Here is a 17,579-nt window from a genome sequence, read left to right on the forward strand (position 1 = left end):
GCTTCAGAAAGCGAGCGCCGGTTTCGTCGGTACTTTTATCATCATCCACTTCCAATGTTGATTTTCGACGTCGAGACGCTATCGATTCTCGCTGCGAACCGGGCCGCCGCATCGCAATACGGACGCACGCGCCGTGAGCTGTGTTCGCTCGACATGGCCTCTCTGTATGCGAACGCCGACTTGCCGTCATTTCTGCACGATCTGCACGCGCTGCTGGCCGCGGCTACCACGAACGGCTCGGCCGGCGTATGCCGGCATCGACACAGCGACGGCACGCCCGTGTACGTGGAGCTGTCGTATCACTTCCTCACCTATGCCCGCCGTCGGGCGTGCTTCATTACGGCCGTCGACGTAACGGAGCGCAAGCACGCCGAGCTCGCGTTATTGCTGCGAAGCCGTGCACTCGACGCAATTGGCAACGGCGTGCTCATCACCCGACCCGATCCGAGCGGCGACGTGGTCGAATACGCGAACCCGGCATTCGAGAAAATAACCGGCTATGAGTGCCCGCAGATCGCAGATCATTCCGCGCGGCCGGAAACACCTGGATTGTGGAAACAGATCAGTACCGCTATTGCCGAGAAACGCGAGGCAACCACGCTCACGAAAAGCCGACGCGCGAACGGAACAGAGTTCTGGTATCAGCTGTACGTGGCACCGGTGAGCGACGAGGCGGAAAAGGTTACGCATCACATCAGCGTGGTGAGCGACCTGACGGAACTCATTGAATCGCGCGATCTACTGGTCAGGCAGGCACGTCGCGATGCGCTGACGGATTTGCCGAACCGCGTGACGCTGCGTGAACTGATTGACACGGTGATTCTCGATGGTCACGAATTCGCGTTGCTGTTCATCGACCTCGATCATTTCAAGGACATCAACGACAGCCTGGGCCACGGCGCAGGCGATCGCCTGTTGCAGGAAGTTGCGCGGCGGTTGTCGACATCGGTCGGAACGGATGGCGTGGTGACGCGATATGGCGGCGACGAGTTCGTGACGATGTTGAAGGGTTCAACCGACGATGGCGAACTCTCCGCGCTGTTGACGCGCGTGACGCAAGCGCTGGACAAGCCAGTGCAAATCGACGACATGCAACTGCGGGTCCGGATGAGCATCGGGGTCAGCTGCTATCCGCAAGACGGCACGGACTGCGAAACTCTGCTGAAACACGCCGACCTTGCGATGTATCGCGTCAAGGCAGGCGGGCGTAACGGCGTCGAGCGATTTGCCCCTTTGCTCGCGCATGCGGCGACTCAGCGCATCGCGCTATCGCACAAGCTACGCAACGCCGTCGAGCAGAACGGCTTTGAGCTCGCGTACCAGCCGCAAGTGGACATACGCAGCTACCGGCTGACTGGAGTCGAGGCGCTCATCCGATGGCACGACGCGGACTTCGGCACGGTCAGCCCAACGACGTTTATACCCCTGGCCGAAGACATCGGTTTGATTGCGTCAATCGGAGAATGGGTACTGCAAACTGCCTGTGCACAGTCAAAGCGCTGGGAGGAAGTGCTGCCGGAGCTGCGCATGTCGGTCAACGTGTCGCCCAGCCAGCTTACTTCGAGTGATTTCGGCGCCGTCGTGCGTCGTGCTCTGGCCGCGTCACAATTGGCCGCGGACCGGCTCGAACTGGAGATTACCGAAGGAGGCCTGGTTGCACCGGGCGCCCTGCCCACCCTGCGCGCCCTGCACGACATTGGCGTGTCCATAGCGATCGACGACTTTGGCGCCGGTTACTCGAGCCTGGCTTACCTGCGCAGCTTTCACGCGGACCGTCTGAAGATCGACATGTCGTTCATCCGCGGCATTGGCAGCAGTCTTGCGGATGAGACGATTATCGGTGCGATCATCGCACTCGCCCGCAATCTGCGTTTCGAAGTCGTCGCGGAAGGCGTCGAACGAGCCGAACAATTGGCTTTCCTTGCCGAGGCCGGCTGCGAGATCGTTCAGGGATACTACTTCGCCGCGCCACAGCCAGCGGCGAATATTCCGGCCTACGCGGCGAGCCTGATGAGCGAGCTGCAAAGTGGCTCGTCTTGAGAGCCCCCGGCGCGACGACTTCACTTTATTTGTGCGACGCCAATGAGCGGCGCCTCGCCGCTCATTGGTGCGTCGTCTTTAACGCGGATCCGACAGCGTCTGATTAAGCGTCTGCCCAGCGATGATCACGTTCTGCAACGTAATGTCGTGCACGTTGTAGAGGTAGATCGGACCCGGCGTGCTGGCGCTCGCGGGGCCTGCGGCCACAGGCGTGCCGAAGTCGCAGTTGGAAATCGTCACTCCCGTGATTGCCGGTACGGTCGGCGCAGGCGCCGGACCGTTGTAATCGAACGCAACTGGACCTTGTGCAACGATGGCCTGGAAACAGGAGCTGGTTGTACTGCCCAATGTCACGTTCGAAGCATTGACGTTCGTGATGTTGACGTTGTCAATGAGTGCGGGGCGTGTGCGAATCGCATCGGCGGCAGGCTGGTAATCGCAATCGAACGTGATCAGGCCGCCTTGAGACGCAGACGGGTTGGCGGCTGTTGCGGTGGCCACACCGATGGGCACGGTGCCGTTGATCGGACTGCCCGTCAGCATCTTGCTGCCGTAGCCTCCACCCGTCAGGCTCACGCCGTGCGGGAGCGTGACGCCATTCACGTAGAAGTTCTTGACGTAGCCTCCACGGTTCATGTTCGTCTTGATACGGATCGCGATGTTCAGCGAATTCGTTGCCCAGAACTGATTGAGCATGGTCAGATTGCGCGCGTAGATGTTCTGCACGCCGCCACCCATCTCGCTGCCGAGCGTAATGCCGCCGTGACCGCTATTCATCATGCAGTTCTGGATCACATGGTTCTGCGCGGGTCCGTACTCCGTGTCGAGATCCTTGCCTGACTTGATCGCGATGCAGTCGTCGCCGGTGTTGAACGTTACGCTGTCGCACAGCACCGTGTTGCAGGCGTCGGGGTCGAAGCCGTCGTTGTTCGGTCCGATACTGTCGGCTGTCACGCCACGGATCACGACGTTCGTGCAGTCCGTCGGATGATGCTGCCAGAACGGCGTGTTGTTGGTTCGGTAGTTTTCCATCAGCACGTTCGTGCAACCGATGAACTCAACCATACACGGCCGCAGATAGTGGCCGAGACCAAAGATTCGCTGCGCGACCGGCACGCCCGCTTCGGAGAGCGCCGGCAGGTAGTTCTGGTCTTGCTGCCACGGCGTAGCCGGATTGGTCAATAGCGTGTAGAGCGAGGCCGAAATGGTGGGGGCGACCACCATCAGATCGACGTTGTTCGGATTCGTATAGGCCTGGGACGGCGTGGTCGACCCCGCGCAGCCGTATGCGCCGCTGGAACCCTTGTAGGTCCACCAGCAAGTGCTGGTGTTTCCGCTTCCGGCGAACGGCGTCATCGCCTGACCGTTCAGCACCGAGGTCGGGCCTTCGCCAGTCACCGCGATGTTGTTCGCATTTCGCGCGTACACGGGCGAGCCGAAGTTCAGGCAGTCGTTCGCCTGCCAGCGGCTGTAGTAAAGATTGCCGTTGGCGCCGCAGTTGACCGGACCGTCCTTCGCATAGTCGCCGGGATTCGGGCTGAAATAGATCGTGCAGTTCGCGCTCAGATGGAGGTTGACGTTGCTCTGCAGCACGATGGGACCCGCGCAATACCACGTGCCCGCCGGCACCACGACCCGGCCGCCACCGGCTGCACTGCAGGCCGCGATTGCCGCGAGGAAAGCGGGACGTGAATCGAACGATCCCGGTGCGTTGGTCGCGCCGGCCCCCGTACTCAGGGGCGATGAACTGCCGGTGTAGGGGTTGGCCTGGGCAATGACCGCGCACGGTTGCGCACCATACTGTTCGACCTGGAAATCGACGGCCGGGAACGCGCTCTGCGTGATCTTCTGCAGCGCATTAATGATGTTCGTCGCTGAGCCGTTGGGACCCCAGATCGGGTCGGCCGCAGCCGTTGACGGCGTGCTCCCCGTCGCTGGCGTGGAACTACTGCTTCCGCCTGCCGCGGCAGCGGAAACTCCGCTGCCGCCGCCGCAAGCCTGCAGGAGTACGCTGCCGGCGAGCGCGCCTCCGAGGCCAATGAAGCCACGGCGCGAAATGCGCAAGGTGTCGCCCGTTGCGGGCGCATTTTTATCAAGATCGCACGACAGCTTGGACATGGAGTCCCCTCCGGACAAATAGTTGTAGGCGCACGAGAGAATCGTCATCGCGCATGTTGTATGACAAGTCTAAAGAGTAAAGACAAGACGCGGGTCCGTACACATGGAGGAAACCCTTACCAAATGTTTCCTCCATACCATTCGCGAGGCGTGAACTTGGTTCGGGTTGCTTTGGAAAACTCGCGCAGGCGCTTCGACTAGAATAATTTCGACGTGCGGCTCCGGATTCGATGCACCACACCCGTTAATAGGTATCGCCATGAACGACGGAAGGCTCATATTGCATGCGCGACATCGGGTTGAGGGCGGCGGCCTGCTGGTCGCCGCAGCCTGCTGCCAGGCTGCCAATAGGCACAGCGCTTTGCATATAAGCGATCGATGAAATCGCGATCCGCCGCCTGCACTGCTGTCCTGATGATCGCAACGTGCATTGCGGGCATCATGCAGACCTCACCAGTAGCGGCACAGGCATGGCGCGACCTCGCGCCGCAACCCGCACCGCAGGCGCCGCGAAGCGCGTCGTCACCCTCCTCCCCGGAAGCGCAGGCCGAGTCCGCACGGATCGCTGTCGAGCGGCTTGCCGGGCTCATCTTCGAACCGGCCGGTGCGTCCGCGGCGGCATCGCCGAGGCAGCAAGGTCGTATCGTCGCGCAAGGATTGCCCGTACTCGACGCCGCCTTCCTGCAGAGCTTCGCCACGGACCTCGACAAGCCGCTGACCTTCGGCCGCCTCGCCGAGATACGCCGCGCCGTGGTCGCGCGTTATCGGGCTGCGGGAAAGCCGCTCGTCGACGTCTACGTGCCGGAACAGGACGTGAGCTCGGGTGTCGTGCGTATCGCCATTGCCGAATTCAAACTGGGTCGGGTTCATGCCAGCGGCAACACCTACTTTTCGAGCAGGCTTCTCGAACGTGAAATGCCGCTCGAGCCCGGCGGACCGGTCCTGCAATCGGCGGTCTCGAAGGGACTTGCGGTGCTCAACGCGAATCCTTATCGACGGGTCGATGCTGTTTTTGCGCCCGGTGAGGCCGCCGACACGACCGACGTCGTGTTGCAAACCGAAGACCGGCTGCCGCTTCGCGTAAGCGCGGGTTACGACAATGAAGGCGTGCAGGAGCTCGGCCGTGATCGGTTCTTTGCAGGCATAGGCTACGGCAACCTGCTTGGTCTCGATCAGCAGATCGCCTATCAATTCACGGCCAGCAACGATTTTTTCAGCGGCAATCCGAATATCGAAGGCCGCCCGAACCGCGCCCGCTTCACCGCGCACGCGCTGAACTACACGGCGCCGCTGCCTTGGCTCGACAGTATCGAGTTGTTCGGCGTCTACGCGCAGAGCACGCCACGGTTGCCCGACACCTATGGGCAAACGGGCATTTCTGCGCAGCTCAGCTTTCGCTACGACTTGCGTCTGCCGACCATCACGGACACGACACAGTTGATCCAGATCGGATACGACTTCAAGCGCAGCAACAACGATCTGGAATTTGGCGGCTCCCAGGTTTTCAACTCGAATACGCACATACATCAGTTCGTGTTGTCTTACGACATCAGCAAACCGACCGAGGCTGGCACGGCGCACGCCGCGGCGACACTCGTCGCCAGTCCGGGCGGACTGGATGGCAACAATCAGGATTCGGCATTTAACGCCGCGCGGCAGGGCGCGACGGCCCGCTACATCTATATGCAGTTGACTGCGTCTCGTGCCACCGCGCTTGGGGCTGGCTTCACGCTGATCACGAACGGAACGTTCCAGTGGACGCCGAACACGTTATTACCGAGCGAGGAGATGGGGCTCGGCGGGGAGTCCAGTGTGCGAGGCTACGACCCATACGTCACGCTGGGCGATCGCGGCTGGAACATTCAGACCGAGGTGCGCACGCCTGCGATCTCGCTCGGCGCGAGCAACGCAGTCGTGCAACCCTTTGTGTTTTTCGATGCGGGCCGCGTATGGAGCACGATCGACCAGCCAGCCGAAAATAACCCCGGTCTGCTCGCGGGCGTCGGCGCGGGCGTGCGCGTCCAATGGTCGAGATTCGTGGATTTGCGCTGCACCTATGGCGCGCCATTACGCTCGGCGACACCAAATGGTTCGAAGGCGCCGATCGTGCTCTTGTACGTGTCGGTCGGAACGTGAGCCGTCGGTAGATGCCCCATGTTCGACACGGCCCGCCGCCGTATCTGCCTTCATTGCGCCGTCAGCCGGCCGAGTCCGAGCCCTGCTCGGGCTCCCAACCGCGCGCGGCGGCGAGACAGGCGCGGACTTCTTCATCGGTCGTCTGGTCGAAATTCACATAGAACCCGCCGATCCCCATCAACCAGTCGGGCTGCAGCACGCTCACGAACGCGTGCGCGATTCCTTCGAATGCCGTGCACGCATCGGATTGCGACACCGGGACCGCCACCACGATCCGAGCGGGATGTCTGCTGCGGAGTGCGTCGAGCGCCGCATGCATCGATGCCCCCGTCGCGATGCCGTCGTCGACCACGATCACCGTCTTGCCCTGTACTGGCACCGGCGGGCATTCCCCACGGTACGCCAGTTCCCTGCGCGCGAGTTCGGCTGTTTCGCGCGCGATCACGTCGGCCAATTGGGCGTCACTGATTTGCAGTTCGCGAAGCACCGACCTTTCCAGATGAAGGGCGCCCCCCGTCGCGATCGCGCCCATCGCCAGTTCCTCGTCTTGCGGCGCCCCAAGCTTTCTGACGACGAGAACGTCGAGCTTCGCATGCAATGCCTGTGCGACTTCGAACGCGACAGGAACGCCGCCGCGCGGCAGAGCCAGCACCACCAGATCGCCGCGACCCTGATAGTCGCGCAGTGCGTGGGCCAGTTGTCTGCCAGCGTCGGCGCGGTCGCGAAACAGGTTGCCCATCGCTTTTCCTCCCGCAACGTCGGTGCGAGTTGCCAGACCCACTATGCCATCAATCGGCCGCATCAAGCGTCCTCCTGAACGGAGAAGTTTTCACGGGTCTCGCCGGCGATGCCGATACCTCACCGCTTCCGAAGCACGTGCCCGAGAACCCCGGGGCGCCATCCGACGAAAACCCCGGCACGAATGCGAACTCGTCCTTGACCGTGATCAGAAAATCACGGTTGTAGCGCGATGGCGCGAAGATCGTCCCCGGGTTCGAGTACAGCCCAATAATCGATGCGTAGCGGCGGACCATTGTTGATTTGCATCAAGCATCAAGCCCGCCCTCCGCTGTCCAAGCGACGGTGAAGACGTCCTTGTCGATGCGCCACCTGGGGAATTCGCACTGCCGACTGCGATGCGGCGGTGAATTACCGGTCACCCGCTCCACGAACGTCGCGTCAAAACGCAACGCTGAACGCTGTCACGAATTCGTCGAGCCGCGCGCGATCGAGCCCGTCGATACCGGCGGCAGCGACCCTGCCGTTTCCTCCGAACTTCCTGCAAAGGACATCGGCGCCTCGCGGACAATCGAGCGGAGCCCGTACGCTCGCCGTGTATCGGCCATCGGCGCCGGCCGTCAGCACCGCGTGCGCTCGCGCCGGGTCGCGTCGCGCGACGAGATTGGCGAAATCGCCTCGCACGCGCCGCGCCCACGCCGCGTCGGGAAGAATGTGCAGCGTTCCATTGGCGAGCCGCCGCGTTACCGCGAGTCCCAAGGCCAGTTCGAGGTCTTCCGTTCGTCGCGCCTGCAGTTCGGGCAGCACGCCGGTCGACGCAATGAACTCGAGCGGATCCGAATAGGGTTGAATGGCGCGATACATCTCGACAGGATCAACGGCAAGATCGACGACGCTGTCCCCGTAGGCGTTGTAGTTGATCGCTTCGCCGAGTTCGCGCAGTTTGCGCTCATCGGACGAGTTCACCGCGCACGCACTGGCGGCCCGATGCGCCGCCCGGTGCAGGTTGTCGCCATAGGCCGCGACCACCGCCCATCGCGTGTACCGGCCTTGAAGATGGCGGTCCACGATCAGCGCAGTGCACCTATCCGGTGACATATCGATATGCGTCGTCAGCAGCGCGTGTGCGGGGATGGGACCGGGGAAATGATGATCGAAATAGTCGATCTTTACACCAAGATCCAGCAACGCCATGAGTGGCTCGCGGTTCGAGTCGAGCGAAATATCCAGCACGGTCACGCTGTCGCCCGGCTGCGCGTTCGCGCGTTGCAGAAGCGTTACCTCGCGCTTGGCTCCCGTGATCAGGATGGTGTCGGCAGGCTCGGCGAGCCGCAACTGATGCAGCGCGCAGATGCCGTCGGCATCGCCATTGAAAATATCGAATTGCTTCATCCGCTGCTCCACCGGCGCGTTGCTGACACGATCGCACGCGGCTCGACTATGGTCAAACGGTGACCCACGCCCCATTTCGTATGGAAGCGTACAGGCAGTTGCCGACCGACTGACGATGCCCGGCTACCGCCTCGTTGATTCAGATCAAGCCGGGTTACCATACTCGATGGCTTAAATGAGTAGACGATTCCGGCTCGCGCGCAAGGCGGGCGCCGGCCGTCCCACCACGCGGAGGTCAACCGTGCCGAATGAGACGCTCGTGCTTCACCATGACGCCCGGCAATGGCTGCTCGATGGCGTCAATGCGCTCGCCGAGGCCGTCAAGGTCATGCCTGGTTTCGGCGGCCGCAGCGTGATGGTCGAACGCGCGCCCGGCGTGGCGCTCGTCGCGAATTCCGGCCCGGTTGTCGCGGGCTCGGTCGACTTGAGCGGTCGCCACGAAGAAATGGGCGCGCAGCTGCCCGCGAGGTGGAGTCCGGCATGAGTTCGCCACGGAGCCGCAAGCTTTCTTCACCACGCGCCAATGCAGGCATGCGCGGCATCCAGCATCTCGCCAACCGGGTCCGCGCCGCGCGCCGCAGCGTGCGCGGACTCGACGCGACGCTGCGCAGGCCGGGCACGTACCGTCATCCGGCCGGCAGGATCGTCCGGGTCGAAACGCACATATCCGTCGTGTATCTCGCCGGGCGCTTCGCGTACAAGATCATCAAACCCGTCGCACCGGGTTTCGCGGACTTTACCGCCACCGCGACGCGCGAGCGCTGCTGCGAAGCCCAGCTCCGTCTGAACCGGCCGCTCGCGCAAGGTATTTACGCCGGCGTGCTGCCGATTGCGCGCCGCGCCGGCGTGCTGACATTCGGGGACGGCGGCGTGACCGTCGATCACGCGGTCAAGATGCGCCGCTTCGACGAGGCGATGCTCTTTTCGAGTCTCGCGGCGAAGGGAGCACTGACGCCGCGCGACATCGACGGCGCGGCGAAGCGGCTCGCCGACTATCACCTGAGGGCGCCCCGCAACGCGCCGTCGTCGCGCTACGGGAGCGCCACGCTGGTTCGAATGCAGATCGAAACGATCAACGCGGCGCTGCTGGCCAATTGCAGCCATCCCGCGCTGCCCGGCATTGCCGCGTGGTGCGCGCGACAGCTCGACCAACTCGCGCCGCTGATCGAGCGGCGCCGCGCCGAGGGTTTCGTGCGGGCCTGCCATGGCGATCTGCATCTGGACAACGTGGTTCGCTGGCGCGGCGCAATCGCGATGTTCGACTGTATCGACTTCGACGATGCGCTACGCTGGATCGACGTCGCAGCGGACGTCGCGTTTCTCGTGATGGACCTGTGCGCGCGAGCGGAGCCCCGTCTGGCCAATCGACTGTTGAACCGTTGGCTGGAAACGTCGGGCGATTATGCGGCGCTGTCGCTGATGCCTTTGTACGTCGCCTATCGCGCGCTGGTGCGGGCGTGGGTCGCGTGCCTGAAAGCGGGATACGTAGCGGGCCGCAACGTCGCCATCCCGGATCCGGCCCTGCGCTACCTCGAGGTGGCACGCGCGCAAACGCAGAAGCCGGGACCCGTTTTGCTGCTGTGTCATGGCTACTCCGGTTCGGGGAAATCGGTCGCGAGCCGGGCCCTTGCGGACCTGTGCGGCGCGGTGCGAGTGTCGAGCGATGCCGAACGCAAGCGTCTGCGGCCGGCGCCCGACGCGCAAACCTCGCTTGGCGCCGAACACTACACGCCAGCTGCGCGTCACGCGATCTACGACCACCTTCTTCGACTCGCGCACCGCGTGCTGCAAAGCGGCCACAGCGCGATCGTCGACGCGACCTTTCTCGAGTTCCATCACCGCGACACGTTTTTCGCGCTCGCCCAACGGCTTGGCGTACCGGCTCGCATTCTCGACTTTCGTGCCGAACCAACGGTGCTCGCGCAACGCGTCGAAGCGCGCCGGCATGGTCCGCGCGATCTATCCGACGCCGACACCGCGACGCTCGCGCGTCAACTCGCGAGCGCCGACGCACTGACGCCGGCGGAACAGGCGTTGACCTTGTCATTCGACACCGCGGTACCGATGGCGGCGTTCGACTCTCCCGCGTTCTGGCGACCCGTCTTGCACTGATGCAGTCAGCGCCGTTTGCGACCCGCTGATCATGTTCCGACGCGAAGCGGGGTCATTGATCTGCGCGCGTGATCGAAGTCGCGTCCGCGTCGACCACGGCTGGCCGAAGTGACATCTCACACAAACGGCCCGACTGCCCGCCACGGATAGCGGATAGTGGATCGTGAACGAGACGCCGATCGCGAGACGGTTGGAGCCAGCGGTCACGAAATGCCGTTCGGATTGATCGGCGTGCGCGAACACGCGCCGATGCTCGGCGACTCCATGCGGATCGATACAGCGCAAAGCGCCGATTTCGCGATTGCGGTCAGGTTTCCCTGGCAATGGATGCAACCGGGAGAGATCACCCCATGATCAAGGTGTTGCTGGCCGACGACCACACGCTCGTACGCGACGGACTGCGCCATATCCTGCAGCAGGCGAGCGGCTTCGAAGTGGCCGGCGAAGCTTGCGACAGCGCGACGCAGGCCCACGTGCTCGTGCTCGACCTGTCGATGCCGGGGCGCAATGGCATTGAACTGATCAAGCAGATCAAGGAGGAAAAACCCGGCCTGCGGATTCTGGTGCTGACGATGCACGCCGAGCAACAATACGCGGTGCGAGCGTTCAAGGCGGGCGCGTCCGGCTATCTGACCAAGGAAAGCGCGAGCGCGGAACGGGTCGACGCGGTGACGAAAGTCGCGTCAGGAGGCGTTTATGTAAGCCTCGCGATGGCCGAACGCTTTGCCCAGAACCTGAACGAGCCTGCCGACGCGCTGCCGCACCAGCGGCTGTCCGATCGCGAATTCGACGTGTTCCGGCGCCTGGTCGAAGGCGAGAGCATCACCGAGATCGCCAACGAACTATGCGTCAGCGTGAAGACGATCAGCACGCACAAGACGCGCATCCTCGAAAAAATGCAGATGCCGAACGAGAACGGCCTGGTTCGCTATGCGATCCGCCATAAGCTGTTCGACGACGAAAACGACCTGTAGCGCTTCTCCGCTGCGAGACCCGCGCAAAGCGTACGCGAGACATCTGAAACGTCGACCTGCCACAAACCTGCCACGGTACCCGGCGACACGATGACGACACGAACCGCGTGCTCGCGGGAACGATCCGAAAGGAGACTTCGAGATGAAGGATGCCGCCCAACATGACGCGTGGGAAATCGGCGAACCGCACTTCCACGCCTCCACGCCACTGGAACAGCAGTTGCGCTTTGCGCTGCATTATGCGGTGCTCGCGCCGTCGAATCACAACACGCAACCGTGGCGGTTCATCGTCGACGGCGAGACCGTACAGATCTGCGCCGACCGCATGCGCGCGCTTCCCGTGGTCGATCCTTTCGATCGCGAACTTCTGATGAGCTGCGGCGCGGCGTTGCTCAATCTTCGCGTGGCGCTGTGCCGTCTCGGTCTCGCTTATGCGATCACCCTGTTTCCATCGGAAGCCGACCCCGACATCGTGGCGCTCGTGCGCGTGTCGCGCGACGGGCCTCGCGATCCCCACCTGCACGAACTCTTCGACGCGCTGACGGCGCGCGTGACGACGCGTGCGCCGTTCGTCGACGAAGCCGTTCCGGCGGCACTGCAACGCAAGCTCAGCGACGCCTGCGACGACGAGGGTGCGATTGCCTGTTGCGTGGAGCAAACGACCGCGCGCGAGGCGCTGGCGCAACTGATCGCCGACGCCGATCACGCGCAGTTCGCGGACCCACGCTTCCGGCGCGAGCTCGCCAGCTGGATCCACCCGCGCCGGCGCGACGATGGCATGCCGGCTTACGGTACCGCTGTCCGAGCATTGCTCGACTTCGCGGCGCCGCTCGTCGGCCTGGCCGTCCGCGTATTCGATGTGGGCGCGGGACAGCCCGCTACGCATCAGCACCTCGTGCAAGGCTCGCCGCTGATGGTCGGCATCGCCACGATGCGCGACGACCGCGAGGCATGGCTCGCGGCGGGACAGGCGCTCGAGCGGATGCTGCTGGTCGCGGCATCCGCGGGACTGACCGCTTCCTACCTGAACCAGCCGATCGAAGTGGACCCGCTGCGCGAGCGGCTCCGGACGCTGCTGGGAACGGAGGCGATTCCGCAGCTTCTGCTCCGCGTCGGCCGCGGCCCGCGCGTCAGTCATGCGCCGAGGCGGCCGCTGGCCGATGTGGTGTCCTGACACGCGTGAGTCCGGGCACGCGTGGAAACGGTACCGATGGGCCCGTGATGAAGGTCGCGCGACAGCCAGACCAACGCGGGCATGGGCGATCCGACCGAAGAATCGCCATGTCATGCGCTACCCTAATGCCGCCACATGCTGCATGAACTGGACCTCAGCACTTCGCGATGGCCGCGCTTGAGCGAACGCGGCCAGCAACAATATCAAGCGGAAAAGCAGCGCGTTGCCTCACCTCAATGTCGGTTCGCGGGCTACACCGTTACCACGATCTTTCCGAACTGCCCGTTGGTTTCGAGGTAGCGGTGCGCGTCGACGATCTCGTCGAACCCAAAGGTGCGATCGATGACCGGCTTCAGCGAGCCGCTCTCGAGCCCCTTGAGCACGAACTCCACCGCAGCCTTTCGGCGCGTTGGGTCGCCACTCGTCAGCCAGATGTTGTGCGCCTTCACGGAAATCATTTTGGCGATCATCGGCAGCACGGGCAGCGTCGTGGCACGTTCGTCTAGCGCGCCGTACAGATACGCGATCCCCTGGAAGGACAGTGCCGAGACCAGTTTCGCGAAGTTCGGGCCGCCGACCGGATCGAAAGCGACGCGAGCCCCCTTTCCATCCGTGATCCGCATGATCGCTTCGACAAGGTCCGACTCGTCCGTCACGACCACGTGTGCGGCACCCGCGTCGAGCAACTGCTGTCGCTTGCCAGCATGGCGCGTGACCGCGATCGACGTCGCCCCCGCGTAATTCGCTAGCTGGATCGCTGCCAGTCCAACGCTGCTCGAAGCGGCCGGTATGACGACATAGTCGCCGGCGCCCACCTTCGCATCTTCGATCAGCGCGCCATATGCGGTGACGAACATCATCCACACCGACGCGGCCTCGGCGAAGGAAAGAGATTTCGGGTGCCTGACGACTGCATGGTCCGGCACGATGATGACTTCGCCGTAGGTGAAGTACTGATTCATCGAGAACGACGGGATCACATTGACCTCGTCTCCGGGCGCGAAACCGCCGACGCCCTCGCCCACCACGTCGACGATGCCGGCCGCCTCGTACCCGAGCCCGGCCGGAAAGCGGACGGGCTCGATGTACCGGTCGGTGCGCCACATCGATTCCGCGCGATTGAGACCGATCGCTTTCACGTTGATGCGAACTTCACCGCGGCCGGGGCCGCGGACCGATTCGTCGACGAATCGAAGCACTTCGGGCCCACCGGCCTCGGCAAACCTGACGGTCCGTGACATCACTACCTCCTGGATGGATTGCTGGCAGAGCACTGCGAAAATTACCACGTCGTTCCCGCGAGGGAATTCGACTGATAAGCGGGGAAATCCGAACAGTGCTTTTCGTCGTCGCCCCAGAACGCCGCCTCGCACAAAGAGGGTCGATCGAAAACTACGCGGTGGACGGATTTTCGCTGGTCATTCGCCTGATGATCGCAAGCAGTTCTTCGACAGCGACGGGTTTGACGAGATGACTATCACACCCCGCTCCCGCTGAGCGAGCCACGTCCTCGGGCTGTCCGTAGCCCGACACGGCGACGATTTCAAGGCGCTTGCCGGCCGCCTGACGATCCCTCAGCCGACGCGCAACCTCATAGCCACTGATTCCCGGCAGACCAAGATCAAGGAAAACGATCTGCGGCTCGAAGGCAGCGGCGATCTGAAGCGCTTCTTCCCCGCTGTGTGCGGTGCGCACATCGTGCGCGTCGAGAATCATTGCGAGCGACAGCGCGGCATCGCTGTTATCGTCGACGATCAGAACACGCAATGGGTCGGGCGGCGGTCGACCTGCTTCGGCACCGTCCTTCGCCTGCTGGTTGCTGCCCTGGCAAACGGGTAGACGTATTTCGAATTCACTGCCTCTGTTCTTGCCTTCGCTCCTGGCGACAATGGTCCCGCCGTGCATCTCGGTCAGCGTCTTGCACACCGAGAGCCCGATCCCAAGACCGCCCCTGGACGGCTCGCCGTGGCAGGAACCCTGTACGAACAGATCGAACACGTGAGGCAGTGCGTCGCCCGAAATACCCGTGCCCGTGTCCGACACGGTAACGGATACCTCCTGACCGACGAGCGTCGCGCATACGACGATCCGGCCACCCTCGTCGGTGTATTTGATCGCGTTATCCAGCAGATTGGAAAATGTCTGGGTGATCCGCGCCGGGTCACCGTGGACGTACACTGGGTGCGCGAGCGGCGGACGCACGATGTCGTGATGCCGCTGCAACGCAGCCGGCATCGTGATCTCGAGAGCGTGGTCGAGTGCCAGCCTGATATCGAAGACCTCGCGCTTCAACTCGATCTTGCCGGTGGTGATCCTCGATACATCGAGCAGGTCGTCGATCAGATGCGACAGGTGGCCGGTCTGGCGTTCGATCACATTGCGCAGCCACTCACGTTTGGCGGGATCGGCTCCCGCGCCGTGGCCCAGCAGATGCGCGGCGTTGCGCACGGGCGCCAACGGGTTGCGCAGCTCGTGCGCGAGTGTGGCCAGAAAGATGTCCTTGCGGCGATCGGCGTCCTGCAATTTCGCCTCCGCGTCGGTCCGCTCCGTCACGTCGCACAAGCTGCCAATGAACGTGTAATCGTCCTGCTGAACGGGCGGACGCAGATACCCGAACATTTCGACGGTCCTGAGCGCGCGGTCGGTTACGCGGTGCAGCCGGAACGCGACATGCACCGGCTCGCCGGAGACCAGCCGGGACTGAAAATGGCATTTCAGCAGTTCGACATCGTCGGGATGAACGACCGACGTCATGAACTCGGTTTCCGTCAACGGCCCCCTCTCCTCGGGCTGCCCGGTGATGTCGTACATCTGGCGGTTTTCCCACACGCCTTGTCGCGAGGCGCCACACCACTCGAAGATGCCGATGCCGGCCGCGCTCGTCGCGACACGCAGCCGCTCCTCCGTGAGCTTCAGCGCAGTCAGCGCCGTGTGCAGGCTGTCCTGCGCCGCCGCCACCTCGGCGGCCTGACGTTGCATTTGCGCCTCGATGGCGTTTTCGATCATCGCGCGAAACGTGCGCTCGACGATGTCGTGTGCCCGTATGTGAACGTCGATGGAAGCCGCAACCGGACCGAAATACGCGCGGATCTCGTCTTTCAGAAAGCGCTGCATCAGATCGATGTTGCGAAACAGATCCGTGACCCGCCAGCCCTCTGGCCAGAACCTGCCGGGATGCGCGACAGCCACATGCGCGGATAGTGACGCGTCGCTCTCGGCGACCAGCAGGGCAGCGCATACTTCGGCCAGCATATAGGCGAAACAGCCCATGAGTCCCTGCCCGCTGTCCGCATCGGTGTGCGCTCCCTGCTCCGAGGTCTCGGCGATCCAGCGATGCATCAGTTGCTCACGGGTACGCCCCAGCCTGCGCGCCAGCCCGTTTAGCGTGATCGCGCCTCGGGAATCCAGATCGAGATGCCGATTCATCCAGGTACCCCCGGACGCAAGCTGTGAGCCCGCGATGCCGTCCCGGCACACCGGCTTGTGTCAGTCAACCTCTTTGCCATGGACCGTTTTAGTAGGTTACGCAGCGCGCGACTATAAATAGTATCGCAGCATCCAGGGCGATCCGCCATGGCATGCGGGACAGGACGAACCATTGAAAAGTCGACGTTTCCGACGCAAGTATCCTCGCGTGCGCGTAAGATTGCCGGGAACGCGATGAAGACGCGAAGGAGCCATGGCGATGGAGGAACCCCGGAACCCGACGCGACAGAACGGCCCCAAGGTCGCGTTTGCCCTGCAAGGCGGCGGTTCGCACGGCGCCTTCACGTGGGGTGTGCTCGACCGTCTGCTGGAGGCTTCGTCGCAGGCAACCCCGCTCGATATCGCGGCGATCAGCGGCGCAAGCGCGGGCGGAATCAATGCGACGCTGTGCGCGGCGGGTCTCGCAACCAGCGGCGCACCGAAAGCACGCGACATGCTGCGCGCCTTCTGGGAAGCGGTATCGCGCGCCGGTGCGCTAGCGGGCAACGCGCTCCTCGGCTTTTCCGAACCCGGCCCATTCGGCGGCTGGAATATCGACTGGAATCCCGCCGCCATCATGCTGGAGGCCGTGGGACTCGTCACTTCGCCTTACGGCAATCCGTTTTACCGCGATCCGCTCGGGCCGTTGATTCGTTCCGCCCTCCCCGAACAGGATCTCGCCGCGCTCAATACCACGCGCGATGGCCCGCAACTGTTCATTTGCGCAACCGACGTACGAACCAACCAACGCGCAATTTTCACCCGCCCCGAGATTTCCATTGACGTATTGCGCGCTTCCGCATGCCTGCCGAGCGAGTTTCGCACCATCAGCGTGGGCGGCATACCGTACTGGGATGGCGGCTATCTGGGCAACCCCCCATTGGCACCGTTGATCGCCCATGCCCAGGACCTGATTCTCGTTCTCGCGAATCCGTTCGTGCGCCACGACATGCCGCCTAAAGACGCGCGCGGCATTCTCGACCGGCTCAATGAAATCGGTTTCAACGCGTCCGTCGTACTGGAGATCAACGCGATCGAAGCGGTCAACCGTGTGCTCGACTCGGTCGGCGAGGAAGCGGCGCGCAAAAGCCGCTTCAAGCCCGTCAGGTTTCACCTGATTCGCGACGACGATTTTCTCGCGAAGTTCGGTTTTGTTTCCAAGAGCAGCACGTCCTGGTCATTGCTCAAAACGCTCTTCGAGCGTGGCCGCGAAGTGGCGAACGTATGGCTCGAGAACGACTACGCGAAACTCGGGCAAGCGTCCTCGCTCGACGTCAAGGGTTCGTTGCTCGATCCGACGCTCAAGCACAGCGGCAACGCGAGCGCGCGACGAAACTGAAAAGGACGATTTCCATGCCGCGCACCGCATCGAGAGCGCTAGCGACGGCTTCGACGTCGGTCTGGAACCGATCCGCCATCGCGCGCACGTT

The 17,579-nt window shown here is 63.2% G+C and carries 14 protein-coding genes; 8 read left to right on the forward strand and 6 right to left on the reverse strand.

Annotated features, from left to right (window positions below; genetic code table 11):
- Positions 1-54 precede the first annotated feature (54 nt).
- The gene (locus OKW29_RS03335; protein WP_429289971.1) at positions 55-2,040 is read left to right on the forward strand and encodes a putative bifunctional diguanylate cyclase/phosphodiesterase; all 1,986 of its coding nucleotides are present in this window, start codon (positions 55-57) and stop codon (positions 2,038-2,040) included.
- Positions 2,041-2,118: 78 nt separating this feature from the next.
- Here the strand turns inward: OKW29_RS03335 and OKW29_RS03340 are convergent, their stop codons facing one another.
- A complete protein-coding gene (locus tag OKW29_RS03340; RefSeq protein ID WP_429289972.1) occupies positions 2,119-4,158 on the reverse strand; it encodes a glycoside hydrolase family 28 protein in 2,040 nt (679 codons plus the stop codon).
- A gap of 244 nt (positions 4,159-4,402) precedes the next feature.
- Positions 4,403-4,525, reverse strand: a complete 123-nt coding sequence (locus OKW29_RS03345) for a hypothetical protein (protein WP_262421512.1) — start codon at positions 4,523-4,525, stop codon at positions 4,403-4,405.
- Positions 4,526-4,572: 47 nt separating this feature from the next.
- On the opposite strand from OKW29_RS03345, the gene OKW29_RS03350 reads away from it, so the two are divergent.
- On the forward strand, positions 4,573-6,294 hold the full coding sequence (locus OKW29_RS03350) for a ShlB/FhaC/HecB family hemolysin secretion/activation protein (protein WP_429290724.1): 1,722 nt from the start codon (positions 4,573-4,575) through the stop codon (positions 6,292-6,294).
- Between the two features lie 61 nt (positions 6,295-6,355).
- Here OKW29_RS03350 and OKW29_RS03355 read toward each other — a convergent pair whose 3' ends face one another.
- Both OKW29_RS03355 and OKW29_RS03360 read right to left on the reverse strand, forming a co-directional pair.
- The gene (locus OKW29_RS03355) at positions 6,356-7,033 is read right to left on the reverse strand and encodes a phosphoribosyltransferase (protein ID WP_429289973.1); all 678 of its coding nucleotides are present in this window, start codon (positions 7,031-7,033) and stop codon (positions 6,356-6,358) included.
- 440 nt (positions 7,034-7,473) lie between these two features.
- Positions 7,474-8,424 (reverse strand): acetyltransferase, encoded by a 951-nt coding sequence (locus OKW29_RS03360; protein WP_429289974.1) that lies wholly within the window; start codon positions 8,422-8,424, stop codon positions 7,474-7,476.
- 175 nt (positions 8,425-8,599) lie between these two features.
- Here OKW29_RS03360 and OKW29_RS03365 point away from each other — a divergent pair, with 175 nt between their 5' ends.
- The 5 genes from OKW29_RS03365 to OKW29_RS03385 all read left to right on the forward strand — a co-directional run bounded on the left by OKW29_RS03365 (position 8,600) and on the right by OKW29_RS03385 (position 12,684).
- Entirely contained in the window at positions 8,600-8,908 is a 309-nt protein-coding gene (locus tag OKW29_RS03365) for a hypothetical protein (RefSeq protein WP_429289975.1), read from the forward strand.
- Positions 8,905-10,536 carry an AAA family ATPase gene (locus tag OKW29_RS03370; protein ID WP_429289976.1) on the forward strand — a complete coding sequence of 544 codons (1,632 nt, stop codon included), beginning with the start codon at positions 8,905-8,907 and terminating at the stop codon, positions 10,534-10,536. Before OKW29_RS03365 ends, OKW29_RS03370 begins: the two co-directional genes overlap by 4 nt.
- Positions 10,537-10,692: 156 nt before the next feature.
- The gene (locus tag OKW29_RS03375; protein WP_184073204.1) at positions 10,693-10,890 is read left to right on the forward strand and encodes a hypothetical protein; all 198 of its coding nucleotides are present in this window, start codon (positions 10,693-10,695) and stop codon (positions 10,888-10,890) included.
- Positions 10,887-11,510, forward strand: coding sequence for a response regulator (locus OKW29_RS03380; protein ID WP_429289977.1), 624 nt, complete (start codon positions 10,887-10,889; stop codon positions 11,508-11,510). The genes OKW29_RS03375 and OKW29_RS03380 overlap by 4 nt, the downstream gene beginning before the upstream one ends.
- 142 nt (positions 11,511-11,652) lie before the next feature.
- Positions 11,653-12,684, forward strand: a complete 1,032-nt coding sequence (locus OKW29_RS03385) for an Acg family FMN-binding oxidoreductase (RefSeq protein ID WP_429289978.1) — start codon at positions 11,653-11,655, stop codon at positions 12,682-12,684.
- Positions 12,685-12,935: 251 nt separating this feature from the next.
- On the opposite strand, the gene OKW29_RS03390 is transcribed toward OKW29_RS03385, so the two are convergent.
- Positions 12,936-13,925 (reverse strand): zinc-dependent alcohol dehydrogenase family protein, encoded by a 990-nt coding sequence (locus OKW29_RS03390; protein ID WP_429289979.1) that lies wholly within the window; start codon positions 13,923-13,925, stop codon positions 12,936-12,938.
- A 151-nt stretch (positions 13,926-14,076) separates the two neighbouring features.
- Positions 14,077-16,110 carry an ATP-binding protein gene (locus OKW29_RS03395; protein WP_429289980.1) on the reverse strand — a complete coding sequence of 678 codons (2,034 nt, stop codon included), beginning with the start codon at positions 16,108-16,110 and terminating at the stop codon, positions 14,077-14,079.
- 259 nt (positions 16,111-16,369) lie between these two features.
- On the opposite strand from OKW29_RS03395, the gene OKW29_RS03400 reads away from it, so the two are divergent.
- A complete protein-coding gene (locus OKW29_RS03400) occupies positions 16,370-17,488 on the forward strand; it encodes a patatin-like phospholipase family protein (RefSeq protein ID WP_429289981.1) in 1,119 nt (372 codons plus the stop codon).
- Positions 17,489-17,579: the final 91 nt, after the last annotated feature.

This window comes from Paraburkholderia sp. CI3, assembly GCF_050436505.1.
Taxonomy (GTDB): domain Bacteria; phylum Pseudomonadota; class Gammaproteobacteria; order Burkholderiales; family Burkholderiaceae; genus Paraburkholderia; species Paraburkholderia tuberum.

What these genes read in the sequence shown, in the direction of transcription:
- OKW29_RS03335 (WP_429289971.1), top strand. Translation starts at nt 55, where the DNA reads ATGTTGATTTTCGACGTCGAGACGCTATCGATTCTCGCTGCGAACCGG.
- OKW29_RS03340 (WP_429289972.1), bottom strand. Translation starts at nt 4,158, where the DNA reads ATGTCCAAGCTGTCGTGCGATCTTGATAAAAATGCGCCCGCAACGGGC.
- OKW29_RS03345 (WP_262421512.1), bottom strand. Translation starts at nt 4,525, where the DNA reads ATGCAAAGCGCTGTGCCTATTGGCAGCCTGGCAGCAGGCTGCGGCGAC.
- OKW29_RS03350 (WP_429290724.1), top strand. Translation starts at nt 4,573, where the DNA reads ATGATCGCAACGTGCATTGCGGGCATCATGCAGACCTCACCAGTAGCG.
- OKW29_RS03355 (WP_429289973.1), bottom strand. Translation starts at nt 7,033, where the DNA reads ATGGGCAACCTGTTTCGCGACCGCGCCGACGCTGGCAGACAACTGGCC.
- OKW29_RS03360 (WP_429289974.1), bottom strand. Translation starts at nt 8,424, where the DNA reads ATGAAGCAATTCGATATTTTCAATGGCGATGCCGACGGCATCTGCGCG.
- OKW29_RS03365 (WP_429289975.1), top strand. Translation starts at nt 8,600, where the DNA reads ATGAGTAGACGATTCCGGCTCGCGCGCAAGGCGGGCGCCGGCCGTCCC.
- OKW29_RS03370 (WP_429289976.1), top strand. Translation starts at nt 8,905, where the DNA reads ATGAGTTCGCCACGGAGCCGCAAGCTTTCTTCACCACGCGCCAATGCA.
- OKW29_RS03380 (WP_429289977.1), top strand. Translation starts at nt 10,887, where the DNA reads ATGATCAAGGTGTTGCTGGCCGACGACCACACGCTCGTACGCGACGGA.
- OKW29_RS03385 (WP_429289978.1), top strand. Translation starts at nt 11,653, where the DNA reads ATGAAGGATGCCGCCCAACATGACGCGTGGGAAATCGGCGAACCGCAC.
- OKW29_RS03390 (WP_429289979.1), bottom strand. Translation starts at nt 13,925, where the DNA reads ATGTCACGGACCGTCAGGTTTGCCGAGGCCGGTGGGCCCGAAGTGCTT.
- OKW29_RS03395 (WP_429289980.1), bottom strand. Translation starts at nt 16,110, where the DNA reads ATGAATCGGCATCTCGATCTGGATTCCCGAGGCGCGATCACGCTAAAC.
- OKW29_RS03400 (WP_429289981.1), top strand. Translation starts at nt 16,370, where the DNA reads ATGGAGGAACCCCGGAACCCGACGCGACAGAACGGCCCCAAGGTCGCG.